The sequence below is a fragment of the Micrococcus sp. iso_229 genome, from assembly GCF_058072725.1.
The window spans coordinates 1,257,652-1,273,670 of the sequence record NZ_CM176514.1; the positions used below are offsets into that span (position 1 = coordinate 1,257,652).

A 16,019-nucleotide genomic window follows, 5' to 3' on the forward strand; every position below is an offset into this window, starting at 1 on the left:
GGTGCGGTTGGAACGAGGACGTGGGGCGGCTCAGGCGCCGTCCGCCTCCCAGTCGATGCGGGGGAGCGGGCGGACCACCAGGGTGGCCCCATCGATGCGCAGGACGGTCACCTCGTCGCCGGGGGCGACCTCGGGCGCCCCAGGCTCGACGCGGGCGGACCAGGTGTCGCCGTCGACGGCGAGCGTGCCGGCGTCGCCGGTGATCGCTCCCTGGGCCGCGACGCGGCGCCCCGGGAGCGTGTCCAGGTAGGAGGCGCCGGCGCCGGTGTCCTTGCGCAGGTGGCGCAGCGCGACGGGGCGCACGGCGGCGAGCATCAGCAGGGCGACGGCGGCGAACGCCGCGAGCTGGAGCGCGGGCGGGCCGCCCACGAGCGCGACCACCCCCGCCGCGCCGGCCCCGGCGGCGATCATCAGGAAGACGAGGTCGAGGGTCAGCAGCTCGACGCCGGCCAGGCCGGCGGCCAGCACCAGCCACAGCCAACCCGCGTTCGCCTCGATCCACTCCATGCGTGCGCTCCCCTCCGTGTCGGGTGCGCGGACGGGTCTGCCGCGCGTCGACGTGTGATCCCCATCCTGCCCTACACAGTGGCGCCGGACACAGCGTGTCCCCAGGCGGTCCTGGAAGGAGGGGGCTACCGCCCGGTAATGTGAGCTGCATGACACCTGCACCCGTCGCGGTCTCGCCCCTGCTCCAGCCGATCACTCTGGGCCCCCTCACGCTGCCCAACCGGGTGGTCATGGCCTCGATGCACGTGGGACTGGAGGATCGCCACGACGACCTGCCGCAGCTGGCGGCGTTCTACGCGGAGCGGGCACGCGGCGGCGTCGGACTCATCGTCACCGGCGGCCTGGGCGTCGTCCCGGAGGGCGCGGTGACGCTGGGCGGGGGGATGCTCGCCAGCGCGGAGGACGCGCGCGCCCATCGTGTCGTCACGGACGCCGTCCACGCAGCCGGGGGCAGGATCCTCGCCCAGCTGCTGCACGCCGGACGCTACGCCCCGAGCCCCGACCTGGTCTCGGCCTCCGCGGTGCGAGCCCCGATCTCGCGGCACACGCCCCGGAAGATGACGACCGCGGACATCGAGCGGACCGTGAGCGCGTTCGCACGCGCGGCCACGTTGGCCCTGGAGGCCGGATACGACGGCGTGGAGATCATGGCCTCGGAGGGCTACCTCCTCAACCAGTTCCTCGCCCCGGCGACGAACCGACGCGCGGACGAGTACGGGGGCGACGCCGAGCGCCGACGCCGGTTCCCGGCGGCGGTGGTCGCGGCCGTGCGCGAGGCGCTGGGGGAGCGCGGCGTGCTCTCGGTGCGCACCTCGGCGGCGGACCTCGTCCCCGACGGGCAGACGCGCGCGGAGATCGCGGACACCGCCCGAGCCTTCGAGGCCGCCGGAGCGGACGTCCTGATGACCGGCATCGGGTGGCACGAGTCGCGTGTGCCGACCATCGTGACCTCCGTGCCGCGCGCCGCGTTCCTCGCCGCGTCGGCTGACCTGACCGCCGCCGTCGACATCCCCGTGATCGCCTCCAACCGGCTGACCACCCCCGCCGAGGCGGAGGAGGCGCTGACGTCCGGGAACGCCGCTCTCGTCGGGCTGGCCCGGCCCCTGCTGGCGGACCCCGACTGGATGGCCGCGATCAGCGACCCGCGCGCTCGGACCCTCACCCCGTGCATCGCCTGCAACCAGGCGTGCCTCGACCACGTGTTCACCGGGGCCAAGGTCTCGTGCCTGATGAACCCCCGCGCCGGGCGGGAGACGGAGCCGGAGTACGCCGCGCCCGTCCCGGTGGCCCTCGGCCGCCGGCGCCGGATCGCCGTGGTCGGTGCCGGGCCGGCGGGCCTGACGGCCGCGGAGCGTGCGGCCCGGTTCGGGCACGAGGTCACCCTGTTCGACCGGCACGCCGAGCCCGGTGGGCAGTTCCGGCTCGCCCGCCGCATTCCCGGCAAGGAGGAGTTCGGTCCCGCGCTGGAGCACCTGGCGGCCCGCGCGGCGGCAGCCGGGGTGACGCTCGTGACCGGGGAGGAGGTCTCTGCACAGGCACTCCTGACGGACGACGGGCAGCCGGGTTACGACGAGGTGCTCCTCACCACCGGTGTGCGGCCCCGGCCGGTCGCTCTGCCCGGGACGGGGGAGCCGGGTGCGCCCGCCGTCCACGCGTACGACGACGTGGTCCTGGGGCACGTCGACGTCGGCCCGCGCGTCGCGGTGATCGGCGCCGGCGGCGTGGGCGTGGATGTCGCCGAGGCCCTGGCGGCCGGCACGGAACGGCCGGACGGGACACCCGAGACGCAGGAGCACTGGCGGGCCCGCTGGGGCGTGGCCCTGACCTCGGAGACACCGGGCCAGCTGGCGAAGCCGGCCGCGGAACGCCCCGGACGAGAGGTCCACCTGCTCCAGCGCAGCCCCGGACCGATCGGCGCCCGACTGCGCCCCACCACCGGCTGGGTGCACCGCGCCGAGCTGCGGCAGCACGGGGTCCACCTGCACTCCGGTGTGACCTACGAGGGCGTCGGCCCCGACGGCCTGCGCGTGACCGCGCCGTCGCCGGAGGACCCCGAGGCCCGCGTGGCGGTGACCCTGGACGTGACGGACGTCGTCGTGTGCGCCGGACAGGTGTCCGAGACGGATCTCGTCGAGGACCTCGTGGCCGCGGGCTACGCGCCGGAGGCGGTGCGCCTGATCGGCGGCGCGGCCGAAGCCCGCGAGCTCGACGCCTACCGGGCCATGGACCACGCCGTGCGGGCCGTGCAGGGCTGAGCCGCCCCGCCGGCCGGCGGGCCCTCGCGGGCGGGCGACGTCGGGGCTACGGTCGAGGCATGGCTCTCATCTACACCGCACGCCTGGACCCGGACAAGCCCGAATGGATCCGCCGCCGCCTCGTGGCGCACGGACTGCCGGCGGACGTGACCGCGGAGAAGGTCGGCTCGTACCGGTTCGACGATCCCGCCGGTGAGATCGGCGTCGAGTCGATGGTCGTGCGCGTGGGGGACCGGCTCTATCAGACCGCGTTCGCCTACCGAGGCGAGGCACCCGCCGAGGGGGACGTCGTGGCCGAGGCGGAGCACTCCGTCCTGGGACACCGCTGGATCGTGGACGCCGCCACCGACCCGGACGCGCGCCGCATCGTCGCGGCCGCCGTGCGCGGCGAGATCCCGCAGGCCCGACTCGAGATGCACGACGAGTCCGGGACCTACCTCGAGACGCGCGCCCCGGATCTCACCCTCCGCGTGATCGGCGCAGATGCGACGGGGGAGCTCGAGGTGCCGGTCGAGCTGCTGGAGACGGGCGAGACGGACGTCGACGGTCCACGGTGCCTGGTCGCCGAGGGAGACGGTGTGCGGGCCGTCGTCGCGCGCCTTTCCTGAGGGGCGGTCCGCGCGGTCAGAGGCCGCGCGGACCCCAGGGCCGCAGCCGGCGATGGCTGGTGAGTGACATGTACAGCGCGATGCACCAGCCGAGGACGGTCCACCCGGTGAGCAGGTTCACCCAGAACACCGCCCACACGTTGGAACGGCCACGGACCGCGGCGACGGCCCACGGGGCCAGGTAGCCCGCCGTGGCGATGGCCAGGACGACGGCGATCGTCGCGTGCAGGGGGCGGTCGCGCTGGTCAGTCATGATCGTCATGGGTCCAGGCTACGCGCGACACCCGCCGTGCAGGGCGCCCCTGTCCGTCGTTCTGCGGTGCACCGATAATGTACATTATGTCAACTAGCCTGTTCTTCACCTCCCCTTCGAGCGCCGCCCTGCCTGGCTCGCGCTGCGTCGTGCGCGGGGCAAGGTGGCCGCGCCGGGCGGCACCGACACCGCATGCCGGGGTTCACTCCCCCGGGTCTGCGGACAGCCGCTCCAGCAACGGCAGGACAGCCGCCACCGCCGTCCGGCTCTCGTGCCAGAGCCCGTGCCGCAACCGGGAATGGACGGCCTGCTGACTGATCCCGAGCTCCGCCGCCGCCTCTCGCTGACTGGCGCCGGCTTCGACCAGCCGCCCCGCCGTATGCTGGTCACCGGACCGGCGCCGTTCCACCGTGGCGACCAGCTGCAGGGTGGCCTCTGCACAACGCAGATCAGCCTCTCGGCCGGTCTCTGAGGCGCCGCCAGGGCGACGCCCGTGGGGCAGCACCAGCCGTCCCGGTGCCCGCCGGGCGCGCCGCCGCTCGGCTGGAGTCACGTACGACAACGGTGAGCTTTTGTCTGAGATGCCATCGGGGTCCAACAGCACCGCCCAGGACCCGGTCCGCACGGCCCACAGCGCCAGGCCCACGGCCGCCGCCATGCCGTCGACGACGACGGCCAGGTCGCCGTCGTGTGGCGCCGCATCGGCGCCTGGGGTGGATTCGTCGACACGCCACGCCGCCGAGATCACAGCCGCGTCGGGGCGGGGATCGTCGAGCAGCGCCGCTGCCACACGTCGGGCGTCGTCGGCCGTGGCGGCGGTCGGCCGGATGGGCACCAAATGCACGGACACCATACAGAGAGTCTACCTCTGACAACGGTGGTGGCTTGTCGTAGGACGTGTCCGCCGTGCCGCGCCTGGCCGGGCGCTCCGTCCGGTCGTCTCGGTGGGCCAGACTGGATGCATGACGTCCTCCCCCACCGCCCGTCGTGCCGTGCCCGCCGAGCACCGTGACCCGCGCGGCGCCCTGCCGGCGCTTGCCGTCGACCTCCTGCTCACCCTCCTCTTCGTGGCTCTGGGCCAGGGGCAGCACGCGACGGAGCGCGGGCCGCTGGGGCTGCTGGTCACGGCGGCGCCGTTCCTCGCGGGCCTCCTGCTCATGACCGGGCTGACCTCCGGACGCCGGACCTGGGCCCGCGTGTGGCCCCACGGCGTGATCGTGTGGCTGGGGACCGTCGCCGTCGGCATGATGCTGCGCGTGGCCTTCGGCCTCGGTGGCGCCCCCGTGTCCTTCGTGCTCGTGGCGCTCGGGGTGCTGGGCGTCCTGCTCCTGGGTCGCCGGGCCGTGACCGCCTGGCTGGTGCGCCGCACCCGGAGGTGAGGGGTCGGCGCGCGGCTAGGATCATCGCGGACACCGGACCCGCAGCATCGAGGAAATGAGGACCGCCCGTGGTCACCGCCATCGTCTTGATCAAGACCGACAAATCCAGCATCCCGGAGACCGCCGAGACCCTCGCCGCGCTCGAGGGGGTCGGGTCGGTCTACTCCGTGACCGGCGCGTGGGACCTGGTGGCGATGGTCAAGGTGCGCCGCTACGAGGACCTCGCCGACGTGATCGCCGACCATCTCTCCAAGGTCGACGGGATCCAGGACACCGAGACCATGCTGGCCTTCCGGACCTACTCGTCCGAGGACCTCGGCGAGGGATGGGCGCTCGGCTTTGACTCCTGAGCGTCCTCTCGACGACGGGCCCCACCTCGCCGGTGAGGGCCCGTCGTCGCACCATCAGGACCGGGAGAAGGCGACCCAGCGGTCCAGGACGTCACGCGCGGCGCCGGAGTCGATCGACTCGGCGGCCCGCGTCATGTTGGCCGCCAGTCGCTCCATCAGCGGAGCGTCCGCGTCGCGGTCCCAGGCCGTCAGGCCCGCGGCCGCGTTGAGGAGGACGGCGTCGCGGATCGGGCCCTTCTCCCCCGCCAGCAGAGCGCGGACGAGGGTCGCGTTGTAGGCGCCGTCCCGCCCGGCCAGAGCCTGGACGGGGGCCAGGTCGATGCCCAGCTCCCGGGGATCGAGCTCGTGGGTGCGCACACCGTCCCGGACCTCCATGACGGTCGACGGCCCCGACGTCGTGATCTTGTCCCGGCCGTCCGCCCCGCGGAAGACGAAGCCGCGCACCCCCCGGTCCGCGAGCACCTGGGCGAGCAACGGGACCATGGCCTCGCTCGAGCAGCCCAGGGCCTGGGCGGTGACCTGGGCCGGATTGCTCAGGGGGCCGAGGAAGTTGAACACGGTGGGCACGCCGAGCTGCTTGCGCACCGGTGCCACGTACTTCATGGACGGGTGGTAGTTCTGGGCGAAGAGGAACGTGATGCCCACGGCCTCGGCGCACTCCTCGGCCTTCCGGGCCGGCATGGACAGGTCCACGCCGAGGGCCTCGATCACGTCGGCCGCGCCGGCGGTGGACGAGGCGCCTCGGTTCCCGTGCTTGACGATCCGCGCGCCCGCACCGGCGGCCACGAGCGAGGACATCGTGGAGAGGTTCACGGTGCCCAGGCGGTCGCCGCCCGTGCCCACGATGTCCAGGGTCTCCCCCGGCACGTGCACCGGGTTCGCCGCCTGCACCATCGCCTCGGTCAGGCCACGCAGCTCCGGCACCGTCACCCCCTTGGCGGCCAGGGCGAGGAGGAATCCGCCCACCTGCCCCTCGGTGGCATCGCCGGCCATCATCTCCCCCATGGCCCACGCGGCGACGTGGTCGCGGAGGTCCTCGCCGACGGTGAGGGCGCGGAAGACCTCCGGCCAGGAGGTCCCCAGGACTGCTGCGGTGTTCTCGGGGGTGCTCACGCACTGAGCCTAGCGGCCCGGCCGCACCCGGGACCGCGCCATGTCATGCACCGATCGCTTGGAACCTGGACATCACCTGGACGCCAGCCACCGACTGTCACTGAAACCCCCCGACGGTGCTGACGACCTGTCCTGCGACACGGTAGGTTCGATTTACCGCCCGGGCGGTGTTTGGGGCCATAATGGCTGGGTGACCACAGCTAACCCCACTCTCCATCAGCCCACCACGGGGCTCCCGAGCCGGCCGAACATGGTGCAGGTCGGGACCATGGTGTGGCTCGCCAGCGAGCTCATGTTCTTCGGTGGGCTCTTCGCCATGTACTTCACCCTGCGCTCCACGTCTCCGGAGCTCTGGGCCGAGCACACCGCGATCCTCAACGTCCCGCTCGCCGCGGTGAACACGACGATCCTGGTCCTCTCCTCCGTCACCGCCCAGTTCGGCGTCCTCGCCGCCGAGCGCCTTCAGCCCCGCCGCACCGGCGGCCTCCTGCAGTTCGGCAAGTGGGGCATGGTCGAGTGGTTCATCCTGACCTTCATCATGGGCTCGATCTTCGTGGCGGTGCAGTCCTATGAGTACGCGGTCCTCGTCTCCGAGGGTGTGACCGTCGCGGCGAACGCGTACGGCTCGGCGTTCTACATCACCACCGGCTTCCACGCCCTCCACGTGACCGGCGGCCTGATCGCGTTCCTCTTCATCATCGGCCGCGCCTACATGGCCCGCCGCTTCGGCCACCACGAGGCCACGTCGGCGATCGTCGTGTCCTATTACTGGCACTTCGTGGACGTCGTCTGGATCGCCCTGTTCTTCATCGTCTACTTCCTGAAGTAAGACGACCCCCACTCACCGCACCGACTTCAGGCCCGGGCCGGCAGCATGAGCGGCCCGCCCCGGAAGAGAACGATAGGAAACCCCCGTGAAGGCACTTTCGCAGAACCGACGCCATCCCCTGATGGGGCTGGCGCTCCTCCTGCTGGGACTCCTGGTGACCGGCGGACTGTACTCCGTCGCGAGCACCGTGAACCAGGCGCAGGCGGCCACGCAGGTCACCGCGGCCGCCTCGGCTGATGACATCTCCGAGGGCGAGAAGCTCTTCAACGCGAACTGCGCCTCGTGCCACGGCACGGGTGCCGCGGGGGGTCCCTCCGGCCCGTCTCTGATCGGTGTCGGCGCCGCCTCCGTCGACTTCCAGGTGGGCACCGGCCGCATGCCGATGCAGATGAACGGCCCGCAGGCCCAGGTCAAGCCGAACCAGTTCAACGACGAGCAGACGGCGCAGCTCGCCGCGTACGTCGCCTCGCTGGGTGCCGGCCCCGCCGTCCCCGAGGACGAGTACCTGGATGTGAACCACGAGGACGTGGACATCACCCGCGGCGGCGACCTGTTCCGCATCAACTGCGCCATGTGCCACAACGCGGCTGCGGCCGGCGGTGCGCTGACCCGCGGCAAGTACGCCCCGTCTCTGCAGGGCGTGGAGGAGAAGCACATCTACGAGGCCATGGAGACCGGCCCGCAGAACATGCCGGTGTTCTCCGACTCGAACATCAAGCCCGAGGACAAGCGCGACATCATCGCGTACCTCAAGACCATCGAGAACCAGGGCTCCCCCGGCGGCCTCGCCCTCGGCTCGCTCGGCCCCGTCTCCGAGGGCCTGTTCATCTGGACCGCGGGCCTGGCGCTGATCATCGGCTTCATGGTCTGGCTCACCAGCCGGTCCTCCTGATCTCGTCGGCGCAGGCGCGCCGACCACCCGTCATCGACATTCATCACTCGAGTAAAGGAAACAGGACATATGGGCGAGAAAGGCCTTGAAGGGACCGAGCACCGCTCGGGTTCCCTCGAGCACGCCGGCGAGGACGCGCCCCGGTACGCGATCGACAACCCGGGCCTGCCTCCGCACCGTCCGCGTCTGGCCGATGAGGATCCGAAGGCTGCGAAGCGCGCCGAGCGTCAGGTCTCGGTCATGTTCCTCATCTCCATCGTGGGCACGGTGCTCTTCTTCATCGGCTACTTCGGCGTGGGGCAGATCGGCAACGGTGAGGCGTTCAGCAAGATCTACCTGCAGAACCTGCTGCTCGGCCTGGGCACCGCCCTGGCCATGTTCGGCATCGGCATCGGCGTGGTGCACTGGGCCAAGACCCTGATGCCGGACCACGAGACCGTCGAGGACCGTCATGAGATCCGCTCGGAGGCCGACCGCGTGGCCGCCACCGGGATGATCTCCGAGATCCTGGACGAGTCGCAGATCAAGCGCCGCCCCCTGCTGCGCAACACCCTGATCGGCGCCGCCCTGCTGGCCCCCCTGCCGTTCATCGCCGTGTTCCGCGACCTGGACGACTCGGACAATTTCTCGGACCAGGAAGCCCAGAACTTCGGTCCGGAGCGTCTGCGCCACTCCATGTGGGCCGAGGGCGTGCGCCTCGTGCGCGACCCCACCGGCTCCCCCATCAAGGCCTCGGACGTCACGCTCGGCTCCGCCGTGCACGTCATCCCCGACGGCCTGAACGACCTGGGCCACGACAAGCTCAACCAGAAGGCCAAGGCCGTCGTCCTGCTCATGCGTCTCGATCCCGCCAAGGTGAAGATCACCCCGGGCCGCGAGGACTGGAACGTGGACGGGATCTTCGCCTACTCCAAGGTCTGCACGCACGTGGGTTGCCCGATCGCCCTGTACGAGCAGCACACCCACCACCTGCTCTGCCCCTGCCACCAGTCGACCTTCGACCTGACGCAGGAGTGCAAGGTCATCTTCGGCCCGGCCAGCCACGCGCTGCCGCAGCTGCCGATCACCGTGGACGACGAGGGCTTCCTCGTGGCCCAGAGCGATTTCCATGAGCCCGTCGGGCCTGTCTACTGGGAGCGTGGCTGACACCTATGAGCACCACCGTGAATGAGTTCCAGCCGGCGACCACGACCGGCCGCATCGCCAACTTCGTCGACACCCGGATGGGCATGTCGCCGATCGTGAAGTTCTTCGGCCGCAAGATCTTCCCGGACCACTGGACGTTCATGTTCGGCGAGGTCGCCCTGTACAGCTTCGTCATCCTGCTGCTGTCCGGCGCATTCCTCACCCTCTTCTTCGATCCCTCCATGTCAGAGGTCGTCTACGACGGGGCCTACGCCCCGCTGCGCGGCATCGAGATGTCCGCGGCCTACGCATCGACCCTCGACATCTCGTTCGACGTGCGCGGCGGTCTGTTCATGCGCCAGCTGCACCACTGGGCCGCGCTGCTGTTCGTGGCGGCCATGTCCGTGCACATGCTGCGCGTGTTCTTCACCGGCGCGTTCCGTCGCCCGCGTGAGCTGAACTGGCTGGTCGGCTGCTTCCTGCTGATGGCCGGCTGGGCTGCCGGCTTCACCGGCTACTCCCTGCCCGACGAGGTGCTCTCCGGCAACGGCCTGCGCATCATCGACGGCATCCTGAAGTCGCTGCCGCTGGTCGGCTCGTACCTCTCCGCCTTCTTCTTCGGCGGCGAGTTCCCCGGCCACTCGGTCATCGGTCGCCTGTATGCCCTGCACATCATGATCGTGCCGGCCGCCATCCTGCTGCTGATCGGCATCCACCTGTTCATGGTCGTCGTGCACAAGCACACCCAGTACCCGGGCCCGGGCCGCACCGAGGACAACGTGGTCGGCTATCCGGTGGGCCCCGTGTACGCGGCCAAGGCCGGCGGCTTCTTCTTCATCGTGTTCGGTGTGCTCGCGCTCATCGCCTCCACGGTGACGATCAACGCCAACTGGAACTACGGCCCGTATGATCCGTCCCCGGTGCAGGCCGGCACCCAGCCCGACTGGTACATCGGCGTGTTCGACGGTGCCCTGCGCCTCATGCCGGGCATGATCGGCGACTACTCCTTCCTCTGGAACATCCCGATGCCGTGGGGCTCCTCGGTGTCCCTGCCCATGGGCGTGCTCGTGCCGCTGATCCCGGTCGGCGCCCTGATCGTCGGCATGTGCGCCTGGCCCTGGATCGAGCGGTGGATCACCAAGGACGACACCGAGCACCACCTGCTCGACCGTCCCCGCAACGCCCCGGCCCGCACGGGCATCGGCGTGGCCGCCGTCGTCTGGTACTGCGTCATGTGGGCGGCCGCGTCCTCGGACCTCATCGCCACCCACTTCCACCTCTCCCTGAACGACGTGCTGTACGTGCTGCGCGCGCTGTTCTTCCTCGGCCCGGTGATCGCCTTCATCGTGACCCGCCGCATCTGCCTGTCCCTGCAGCGCAAGGACCGTGAGCTGGTGCTCCACGGCCACGAGGCCGGCGTCATCGAGATGTCCCCCGAGGGCGGCTTCCATGAGCGCCACCGCCAGCTCACCGACTACGAGCTGTACCGCCTGGTGTCCTTCGAGGACCGTCGCCCGGTGCCGGCCATCCCCGGCCGCAACGGCAAGGTGGGCACGCTGGAGAAGGCCCGTGCCGCCCTGAACCGCATGTTCTACCAGAACCGCGTCGCCCCGGTCTCCCGGGAGGAGCTGGTGGAGGCCCGCACCCACGGCCAGCACGGCCACGAGGAGCACCCCGTCGAGCTCGGACACGGCTCGGACGCTCCTCACCTGGAGCGCTGACCCCGGTCGGCTGATCCCCTGACGAAGGGCCCCGCGCACCACGGTGCGCGGGGCCCTTCGGCGTCCCTGGGCGGGCCGCCGCGGCCGCCGCGGGAGGGCCCGCCCAAGGCCGTAGCGGGCGCCATGAGGTGGTCCAGCGCCCCGCCCCCGGCCGCCCGGATCGGCGACCTACGCTGCGGGGGGCACCTTCGGCGGCCGCCCCGGGTGGGCATGAGTTGTGACGCTCCTCGCCCGTCGCGGCACACCGACTCGGGCATGGTCAGGCGTGCGTCCGGTCCGTGACAACGGATGCTGGGCGGACGCAGGTGGCCTCCCTCGGGGGTGTCCCAGGAGACGGCAGGAGACGGACACCGTCGATGCTCGGGGTCCTCAAGTGGCTGTCCTCCCACGCGCGCTCAGAGGGGATGAGCCGGCGCCCCGCCACGAATGGGCGCTGCGACATCCGCTCATCCTCGGAGAGGAGTCCGCGCATGGGCCTCGCCCCCGCACACCACCGCCCCCTGTGCTGTCCGCCGCGCCCGACCACCACCGGCTGCGCCCGGGCATGGTCGGACGTGGCGACACCGGGCCGGAATCCTCCGTCTGCGAACTCAGAACGGCGGGAGAAGACCGCCGCCAGACGCCTCTGTGATTCACCGCCGCAGGCCGAGACGCACGGTGCACCCGTAGCTGGAGGACACAGGCCGCCGTGCCCCTGACGGTGGCACGGGGAGCTCTGACGGCCTCACGGTGACGCCGGACCGGTCGTCGCGTGTGACAGCGGTGCAGGGTGGGGTGGGCGGACCTGCAACTCAGCGACCGGCCGGCACACCCCCCTGTCCCGGACCGAGTCGTGGGAGGACGAACCGGCCTGTCCCCGCGAGGGTGGTGGTCTCGCTCGGGCGTGCACCTGCGAGGCCCAGCGACGCGAGGTGTCGGCGATGGGGGCGGGACACGACGATCACCGTCGGCCCCTACCCCGGTGGTGACGCCCCCTGGCCGTGCAGGGGTGAGGACGTCGCCGCCCGACCCCTTCAGGAGGGTGGCTGCCGACGTCGGGCGCCCTGCCCGGCGCCGCAGCGTGGCGCGTGCGCAGATCGTGCACGGCTCCCACCTCCCCCGACGCGGCGAGGCGAGGCAGGTCGCGGGGATCTGCCGCTGCAATCGCACCTCGTGCGTGAGGGGCCGCCCGTACTCAGCGCACAGGGAAACGCCGCAGGCCGGACCCCGAGGGGATCCGGCCTGCGGTGGTGGAACGACGGACGGGTCAGTGGGCGTACTTGCCCCGAGAGAACTCGTAGACCCACCCGAAGGTGAAGTAGGCGGCGGCGACGATGCCGATGATGAAGACCCACCAGCCGACGGCCAGGCCGGTCACGATGATCGCGCAGCCCAGGCCGAGGCCCAGGGGCCACCAGCTCCAGGGAGCGAAGGTGCCGTAGGTGCCGGCGTACTCGACGATCTGACCGTCCTCGTCATCTGCAGGGCCGACGCCGTATTTGTGCTCGGCGGCCCGCAGGTACCAGGCGATCATCCAGGACATCCCGCCCACGGCGTAGATGGCCGGGATGCCTGCCCACTCGGTCCACTCGACCCAGAACCCGTAGAGGGTGGCGGCTGCGATGAAGAACAGGCCGATGATCCAGAAGATGTTGGCTGCGACCTTCACTGGGCGACCTTCTCTCCGAAGGCCTCAGACGTGTTCTGAGGCGAGTGCGGGAAGAGCTCCGGGTGGTGCAGATCCAGCGCCGGACGCTCGGAGCGGATGCGCGGCAGGGAGTGGAAGTTGTGCCGCGGCGGCGGGCACGAGGTGGCCCACTCGAGCGAGCCGCCGAAGCCCCACGGGTCGTCCACGGTGACCTTCTTGCCGTAGCGCGAGGTGATGTAGACGTTCCAGAAGAACGGGATCAGCGACGCGCCGAGAACGAAGGAGAACACCGAGGAGAACGCGTTCATCGCCTGGAAGCCGTCCTCCACCATGTAGTCCGCGTAGCGACGGGGCATGCCGATGACACCGAGCCAGTGCTGGATCAGGAACGTGCCGTGGAAGCCCACGAACAGCATCCAGAACTGGATCTTGCCGAGACGCTCGTTCAGCATCTTGCCGGTGAACTTCGGCCACCAGAAGAAGAAGCCGGCGAACATCGCGAACACCACGGTGCCGAAGACGACGTAGTGGAAGTGCGCCACGACGAAGTACGTGTCGGACACCTGGAAGTCCAGGGGCGGCGACGCCAGGATGACGCCGGTCAGGCCACCGAACAGGAAGGTGACCATGAAGCCGAGCGTCCACAGCATCGGGGTCTCGAAGGTGATCGAACCGCGCCACATGGTGCCGATCCAGTTCACGAACTTCACGCCGGTCGGGACCGCGATGAGCATGGTCATCACGGAGAAGAACGGCAGGAGCACGGCGCCGGTCACGTACATGTGGTGCGCCCACACCGTCACGGAGAGCGCGGCGATCGCCGTCGTCGCGAACACGATGGACTTGTAGCCGAAGATCGGCTTGCGGGAGAACACCGGGATGATCTCCGACACGACGCCGAAGAACGGCAGGGCGATGATGTACACCTCGGGGTGGCCGAAGAACCAGAAGAGGTGCTGCCACAGGATGGCGCCGCCGTTCTCCGGGTTGAAGATGTGGCCGCCGAAGCGACGGTCCAGGCCCAGCGCGAAGAGCGCGGAGGCGAACGGCGGGAACGCCACCATGATCAGGATGCCGGTGATGAGCGTGTTCCAGGTGAAGATCGGCATGCGCCACATCGTCATGCCCGGGGCACGCATCGTCAGGATCGTGGTGATGAAGTTGACGCCGCCCATGATCGTGCCGAAGCCCTGGAGGACCAGACCGAACACCCAGAGGTCACCGCCGACGCCCGGCGAGTACGTGGTGTTGGAGAGCGGGGCGTAGGCGAACCAGCCGAACGAGGCCGCACCCTGCGGGGTGAGGAAGCCGGCGGTCGCGATGAGCGAGCCGAACAGGAAGAACCAGAACGCCAGGGCGTTCAGACGCGGGAAGGACACGTCCGGAGCACCGATCTGCAGCGGCACCAGCACGTTGGCGAAGCCCGTGAAGAGCGGGGTCGCGAACATGAGCAGCATGAGCGTGCCGTGCATGGTGAACAGCTGGTTGTACTGCTCCTTCGTCTGCAGGATCTGCATGCCGGGCTCGAAGAGCTCCGCGCGGATCATGAGGGCCATGACGCCGCCGATGCAGAAGAAGACGAAGGACGTGATCAGGTACATGTACCCGAGCACCTTGTGGTCGGTCGTCGTCAGCCAGCTGACGACGATCTTGCCCAGCGAACGGGGCACCACACGAGGCTGCGCCTGTGAGCGCACCTCATCCGTTGCGTACTCGTAAGTGGTCATCAGTGGCTACCTCCACCGCGGGGGGTCTGGAGGTCGCGCTCCATCGTCCCGGCGCCGTCAGGGTTGTTGTTGGGATTGCGGCTGTACTCTTCGCCCACCTGACCCGGCTCCATCTCCTCGAGGCGCTGGACGAACTCCGTCTCGTCGACGACCTCCACGTTGAAGAGCATCTCGGAGTGGAACTCGCCGCACAGCTCGGCGCACTTGCCGTCGTAGCTGCCCAGCTCCTGGGGGGTCAGGTACAGGTGGTTGGTCTTGCCGGGCACCATGTCACGCTTCTGGAGGAACTGCGGGATCCAGAAGGAGTGGGCCACGTCACGGGACTTCAGCTCGAAGTGCACCGGCACGTCATTCGGCAGGTACAGGACCGGAAGGGTGTCACGCACGCCCTCGGTGCCGTCCAGCTGGGCCTGGATGCCGGAGTAGTGGGCCTCGATGACCTCGCCGTTCTCCTGCTCGTAGGAGTAGTTGAAGTCCCAGGACCACTGCTTGCCGTACACGGTGACGGTCAGCGGCGAGTCGTCCACGGGGCGGTCGACCTCGGTCTGGACGCGGTCGGTGAAGCCCCAGAGGGTGAAGACCATCAGGATCGGGATGGCCGTGAACATGGTCTCGAGCGGCACGTTGTAGGCCGTCTGCTTCGGGAAGCCCTGGTCGTTCTTGCGGCGGCGGTACGCCACCATGCACCAGATCATGGCGCCCCAGGCCAGCAGGCCGACGACCATGGCCGCGATCCAGGAGTTCACCCACAGGTCGGTGAGCTGGGCGTTGTGGTTGGTGGTGTCCCGGGTGCCGGGGTACCAGCCGCGCTGGACCTCTGCCGAACACCCGGTCAGCACCAGGAGCGCCGTGGTGCCCACGGCACCGGCGGTCCAGCGGCGGCGAGTCCGACGTCCGGCGTCATTCTGTGCTCTCACAGACGGCCTTCCTCTTCATCTCGTGTGCGAGGGGCGTGCCCGCTCCCCCGGCGATTCGGCGACTTCTCGCAGCGTCCTCGCAGGGAGCACGGGTATGCCCTGATGATTCAGAGCCAGTCTAAGCCGAAACGAGCGGATTCTCCGCACCGTGACACGGGCGGATCGTGTCTGGGAGCCGGGTCCGAGCATCCTGGGCGCGGTGCCCGAGCACGACGACGGCGGGCCGGCCGAGGCCGACCCGCCGGTTCGCGGTCCGAGGCGCTCCGGGCGCCCGCAGATCAGTGGAAGGAGTCGCCGCAGGCGCACGAGCCGCCTGCGTTGGGGTTGTCGATCGTGAAGCCCTGCTTCGAGATGGTGTCCTCGAAGTCGATGGTCGCGCCCATGAGGTAGGGCACGCTCATCTTGTCGACGATCACCTCGACCCCGTCGTAGTCACGGACGGTGTCGCCGTCGAGGACGCGCTCGTCGAAGTAGAGCTGGTAGATCAGGCCCGAGCAGCCGCCCGGCTGCACGGCGACGCGCAGCCGCAGGTCCGTGCGGCCCTCCTGCTCGAGCAGCGAGCGCACCTTGCCGGCCGCCACGTCGGTCAGCTCGACCTCGTGCGGGGGCAGGCCCTCGGCGTCCTGGGTCGCGCCGATCTCGACACCGGTCTCCTCTGCGGACAGAGCCATCGTGACCTCCTCAGATCATGGGGCGCGGACGGGGCCGTCACGCGC

General features: G+C 70.3%; 16 protein-coding genes. 8 read left to right on the top strand and 8 right to left on the bottom strand.

Annotated elements, in window-relative coordinates:
• Positions 1-30 precede the first annotated feature (30 nt).
• Entirely contained in the window at positions 31-507 is a 477-nt protein-coding gene (locus AC3RKA_RS05875) for an NfeD family protein (RefSeq protein ID WP_123243835.1), read from the bottom strand.
• 149 nt (positions 508-656) lie between these two features.
• Between AC3RKA_RS05875 and AC3RKA_RS05880 the strand changes: the two genes are divergently transcribed.
• Positions 657-2,762 (top strand): 2,4-dienoyl-CoA reductase FMN-binding domain-containing protein, encoded by a 2,106-nt coding sequence (locus AC3RKA_RS05880; protein ID WP_489726979.1) that lies wholly within the window; start codon positions 657-659, stop codon positions 2,760-2,762.
• Positions 2,763-2,821: 59 nt separating this feature from the next.
• On the top strand, positions 2,822-3,370 hold the full coding sequence (locus AC3RKA_RS05885; protein WP_098471715.1) for a maltokinase N-terminal cap-like domain-containing protein: 549 nt from the start codon (positions 2,822-2,824) through the stop codon (positions 3,368-3,370).
• 16 nt (positions 3,371-3,386) lie between these two features.
• Here AC3RKA_RS05885 and AC3RKA_RS05890 read toward each other — a convergent pair whose 3' ends face one another.
• The gene (locus tag AC3RKA_RS05890) at positions 3,387-3,632 is read right to left on the bottom strand and encodes a superinfection immunity protein (protein ID WP_098471716.1); all 246 of its coding nucleotides are present in this window, start codon (positions 3,630-3,632) and stop codon (positions 3,387-3,389) included.
• Between the two features lie 193 nt (positions 3,633-3,825).
• Positions 3,826-4,476, bottom strand: coding sequence for a hypothetical protein (locus tag AC3RKA_RS05895; RefSeq protein WP_126859831.1), 651 nt, complete (start codon positions 4,474-4,476; stop codon positions 3,826-3,828).
• Positions 4,477-4,585: 109 nt separating this feature from the next.
• On the opposite strand from AC3RKA_RS05895, the gene AC3RKA_RS05900 reads away from it, so the two are divergent.
• Both AC3RKA_RS05900 and AC3RKA_RS05905 read left to right on the top strand, forming a co-directional pair.
• The gene (locus AC3RKA_RS05900; RefSeq protein WP_126859830.1) at positions 4,586-5,002 is read left to right on the top strand and encodes a DUF3054 domain-containing protein; all 417 of its coding nucleotides are present in this window, start codon (positions 4,586-4,588) and stop codon (positions 5,000-5,002) included.
• A gap of 68 nt (positions 5,003-5,070) precedes the next feature.
• Positions 5,071-5,352 (top strand): Lrp/AsnC family transcriptional regulator, encoded by a 282-nt coding sequence (locus AC3RKA_RS05905; protein WP_002854527.1) that lies wholly within the window; start codon positions 5,071-5,073, stop codon positions 5,350-5,352.
• Positions 5,353-5,406: 54 nt separating this feature from the next.
• Here AC3RKA_RS05905 and trpD read toward each other — a convergent pair whose 3' ends face one another.
• Positions 5,407-6,465 carry an anthranilate phosphoribosyltransferase gene (gene trpD / locus AC3RKA_RS05910; RefSeq protein ID WP_126859829.1) on the bottom strand — a complete coding sequence of 353 codons (1,059 nt, stop codon included), beginning with the start codon at positions 6,463-6,465 and terminating at the stop codon, positions 5,407-5,409.
• A gap of 190 nt (positions 6,466-6,655) precedes the next feature.
• Here trpD and ctaE point away from each other — a divergent pair, with 190 nt between their 5' ends.
• From ctaE to qcrB, 4 genes are all read left to right on the top strand, one after another.
• Positions 6,656-7,294 (top strand): aa3-type cytochrome oxidase subunit III, encoded by a 639-nt coding sequence (gene ctaE / locus AC3RKA_RS05915; RefSeq protein ID WP_434089720.1) that lies wholly within the window; start codon positions 6,656-6,658, stop codon positions 7,292-7,294.
• Positions 7,295-7,379: 85 nt separating this feature from the next.
• Positions 7,380-8,186, top strand: a complete 807-nt coding sequence (gene qcrC / locus AC3RKA_RS05920; RefSeq protein ID WP_036315101.1) for a cytochrome bc1 complex diheme cytochrome c subunit — start codon at positions 7,380-7,382, stop codon at positions 8,184-8,186.
• Positions 8,187-8,255: 69 nt separating this feature from the next.
• Positions 8,256-9,332, top strand: a complete 1,077-nt coding sequence (qcrA, locus tag AC3RKA_RS05925; RefSeq protein WP_489726980.1) for a cytochrome bc1 complex Rieske iron-sulfur subunit — start codon at positions 8,256-8,258, stop codon at positions 9,330-9,332.
• Positions 9,333-9,337: 5 nt separating this feature from the next.
• A complete protein-coding gene (gene qcrB, locus AC3RKA_RS05930; RefSeq protein ID WP_060774982.1) occupies positions 9,338-11,032 on the top strand; it encodes a cytochrome bc1 complex cytochrome b subunit in 1,695 nt (564 codons plus the stop codon).
• A gap of 1,246 nt (positions 11,033-12,278) precedes the next feature.
• Here the strand turns inward: qcrB and AC3RKA_RS05935 are convergent.
• From AC3RKA_RS05935 to erpA, 4 genes are all read right to left on the bottom strand, one after another.
• Positions 12,279-12,680: a cytochrome c oxidase subunit 4 gene (locus AC3RKA_RS05935; protein WP_002854636.1), complete on the bottom strand. Its 402-nt coding sequence runs from the start codon at positions 12,678-12,680 to the stop codon at positions 12,279-12,281.
• On the bottom strand, positions 12,677-14,386 hold the full coding sequence (gene ctaD / locus AC3RKA_RS05940) for an aa3-type cytochrome oxidase subunit I (protein WP_489726981.1): 1,710 nt from the start codon (positions 14,384-14,386) through the stop codon (positions 12,677-12,679). Before ctaD ends, AC3RKA_RS05935 begins: the two co-directional genes overlap by 4 nt.
• Positions 14,386-15,303: an aa3-type cytochrome oxidase subunit II gene (ctaC, locus tag AC3RKA_RS05945; protein WP_489726982.1), complete on the bottom strand. Its 918-nt coding sequence runs from the start codon at positions 15,301-15,303 to the stop codon at positions 14,386-14,388. Before ctaC ends, ctaD begins: the two co-directional genes overlap by 1 nt.
• 278 nt (positions 15,304-15,581) lie before the next feature.
• The gene (gene erpA, locus AC3RKA_RS05950; RefSeq protein WP_002854644.1) at positions 15,582-15,974 is read right to left on the bottom strand and encodes an iron-sulfur cluster insertion protein ErpA; all 393 of its coding nucleotides are present in this window, start codon (positions 15,972-15,974) and stop codon (positions 15,582-15,584) included.
• Between the last annotated feature and the right edge of the window lie 45 nt (positions 15,975-16,019).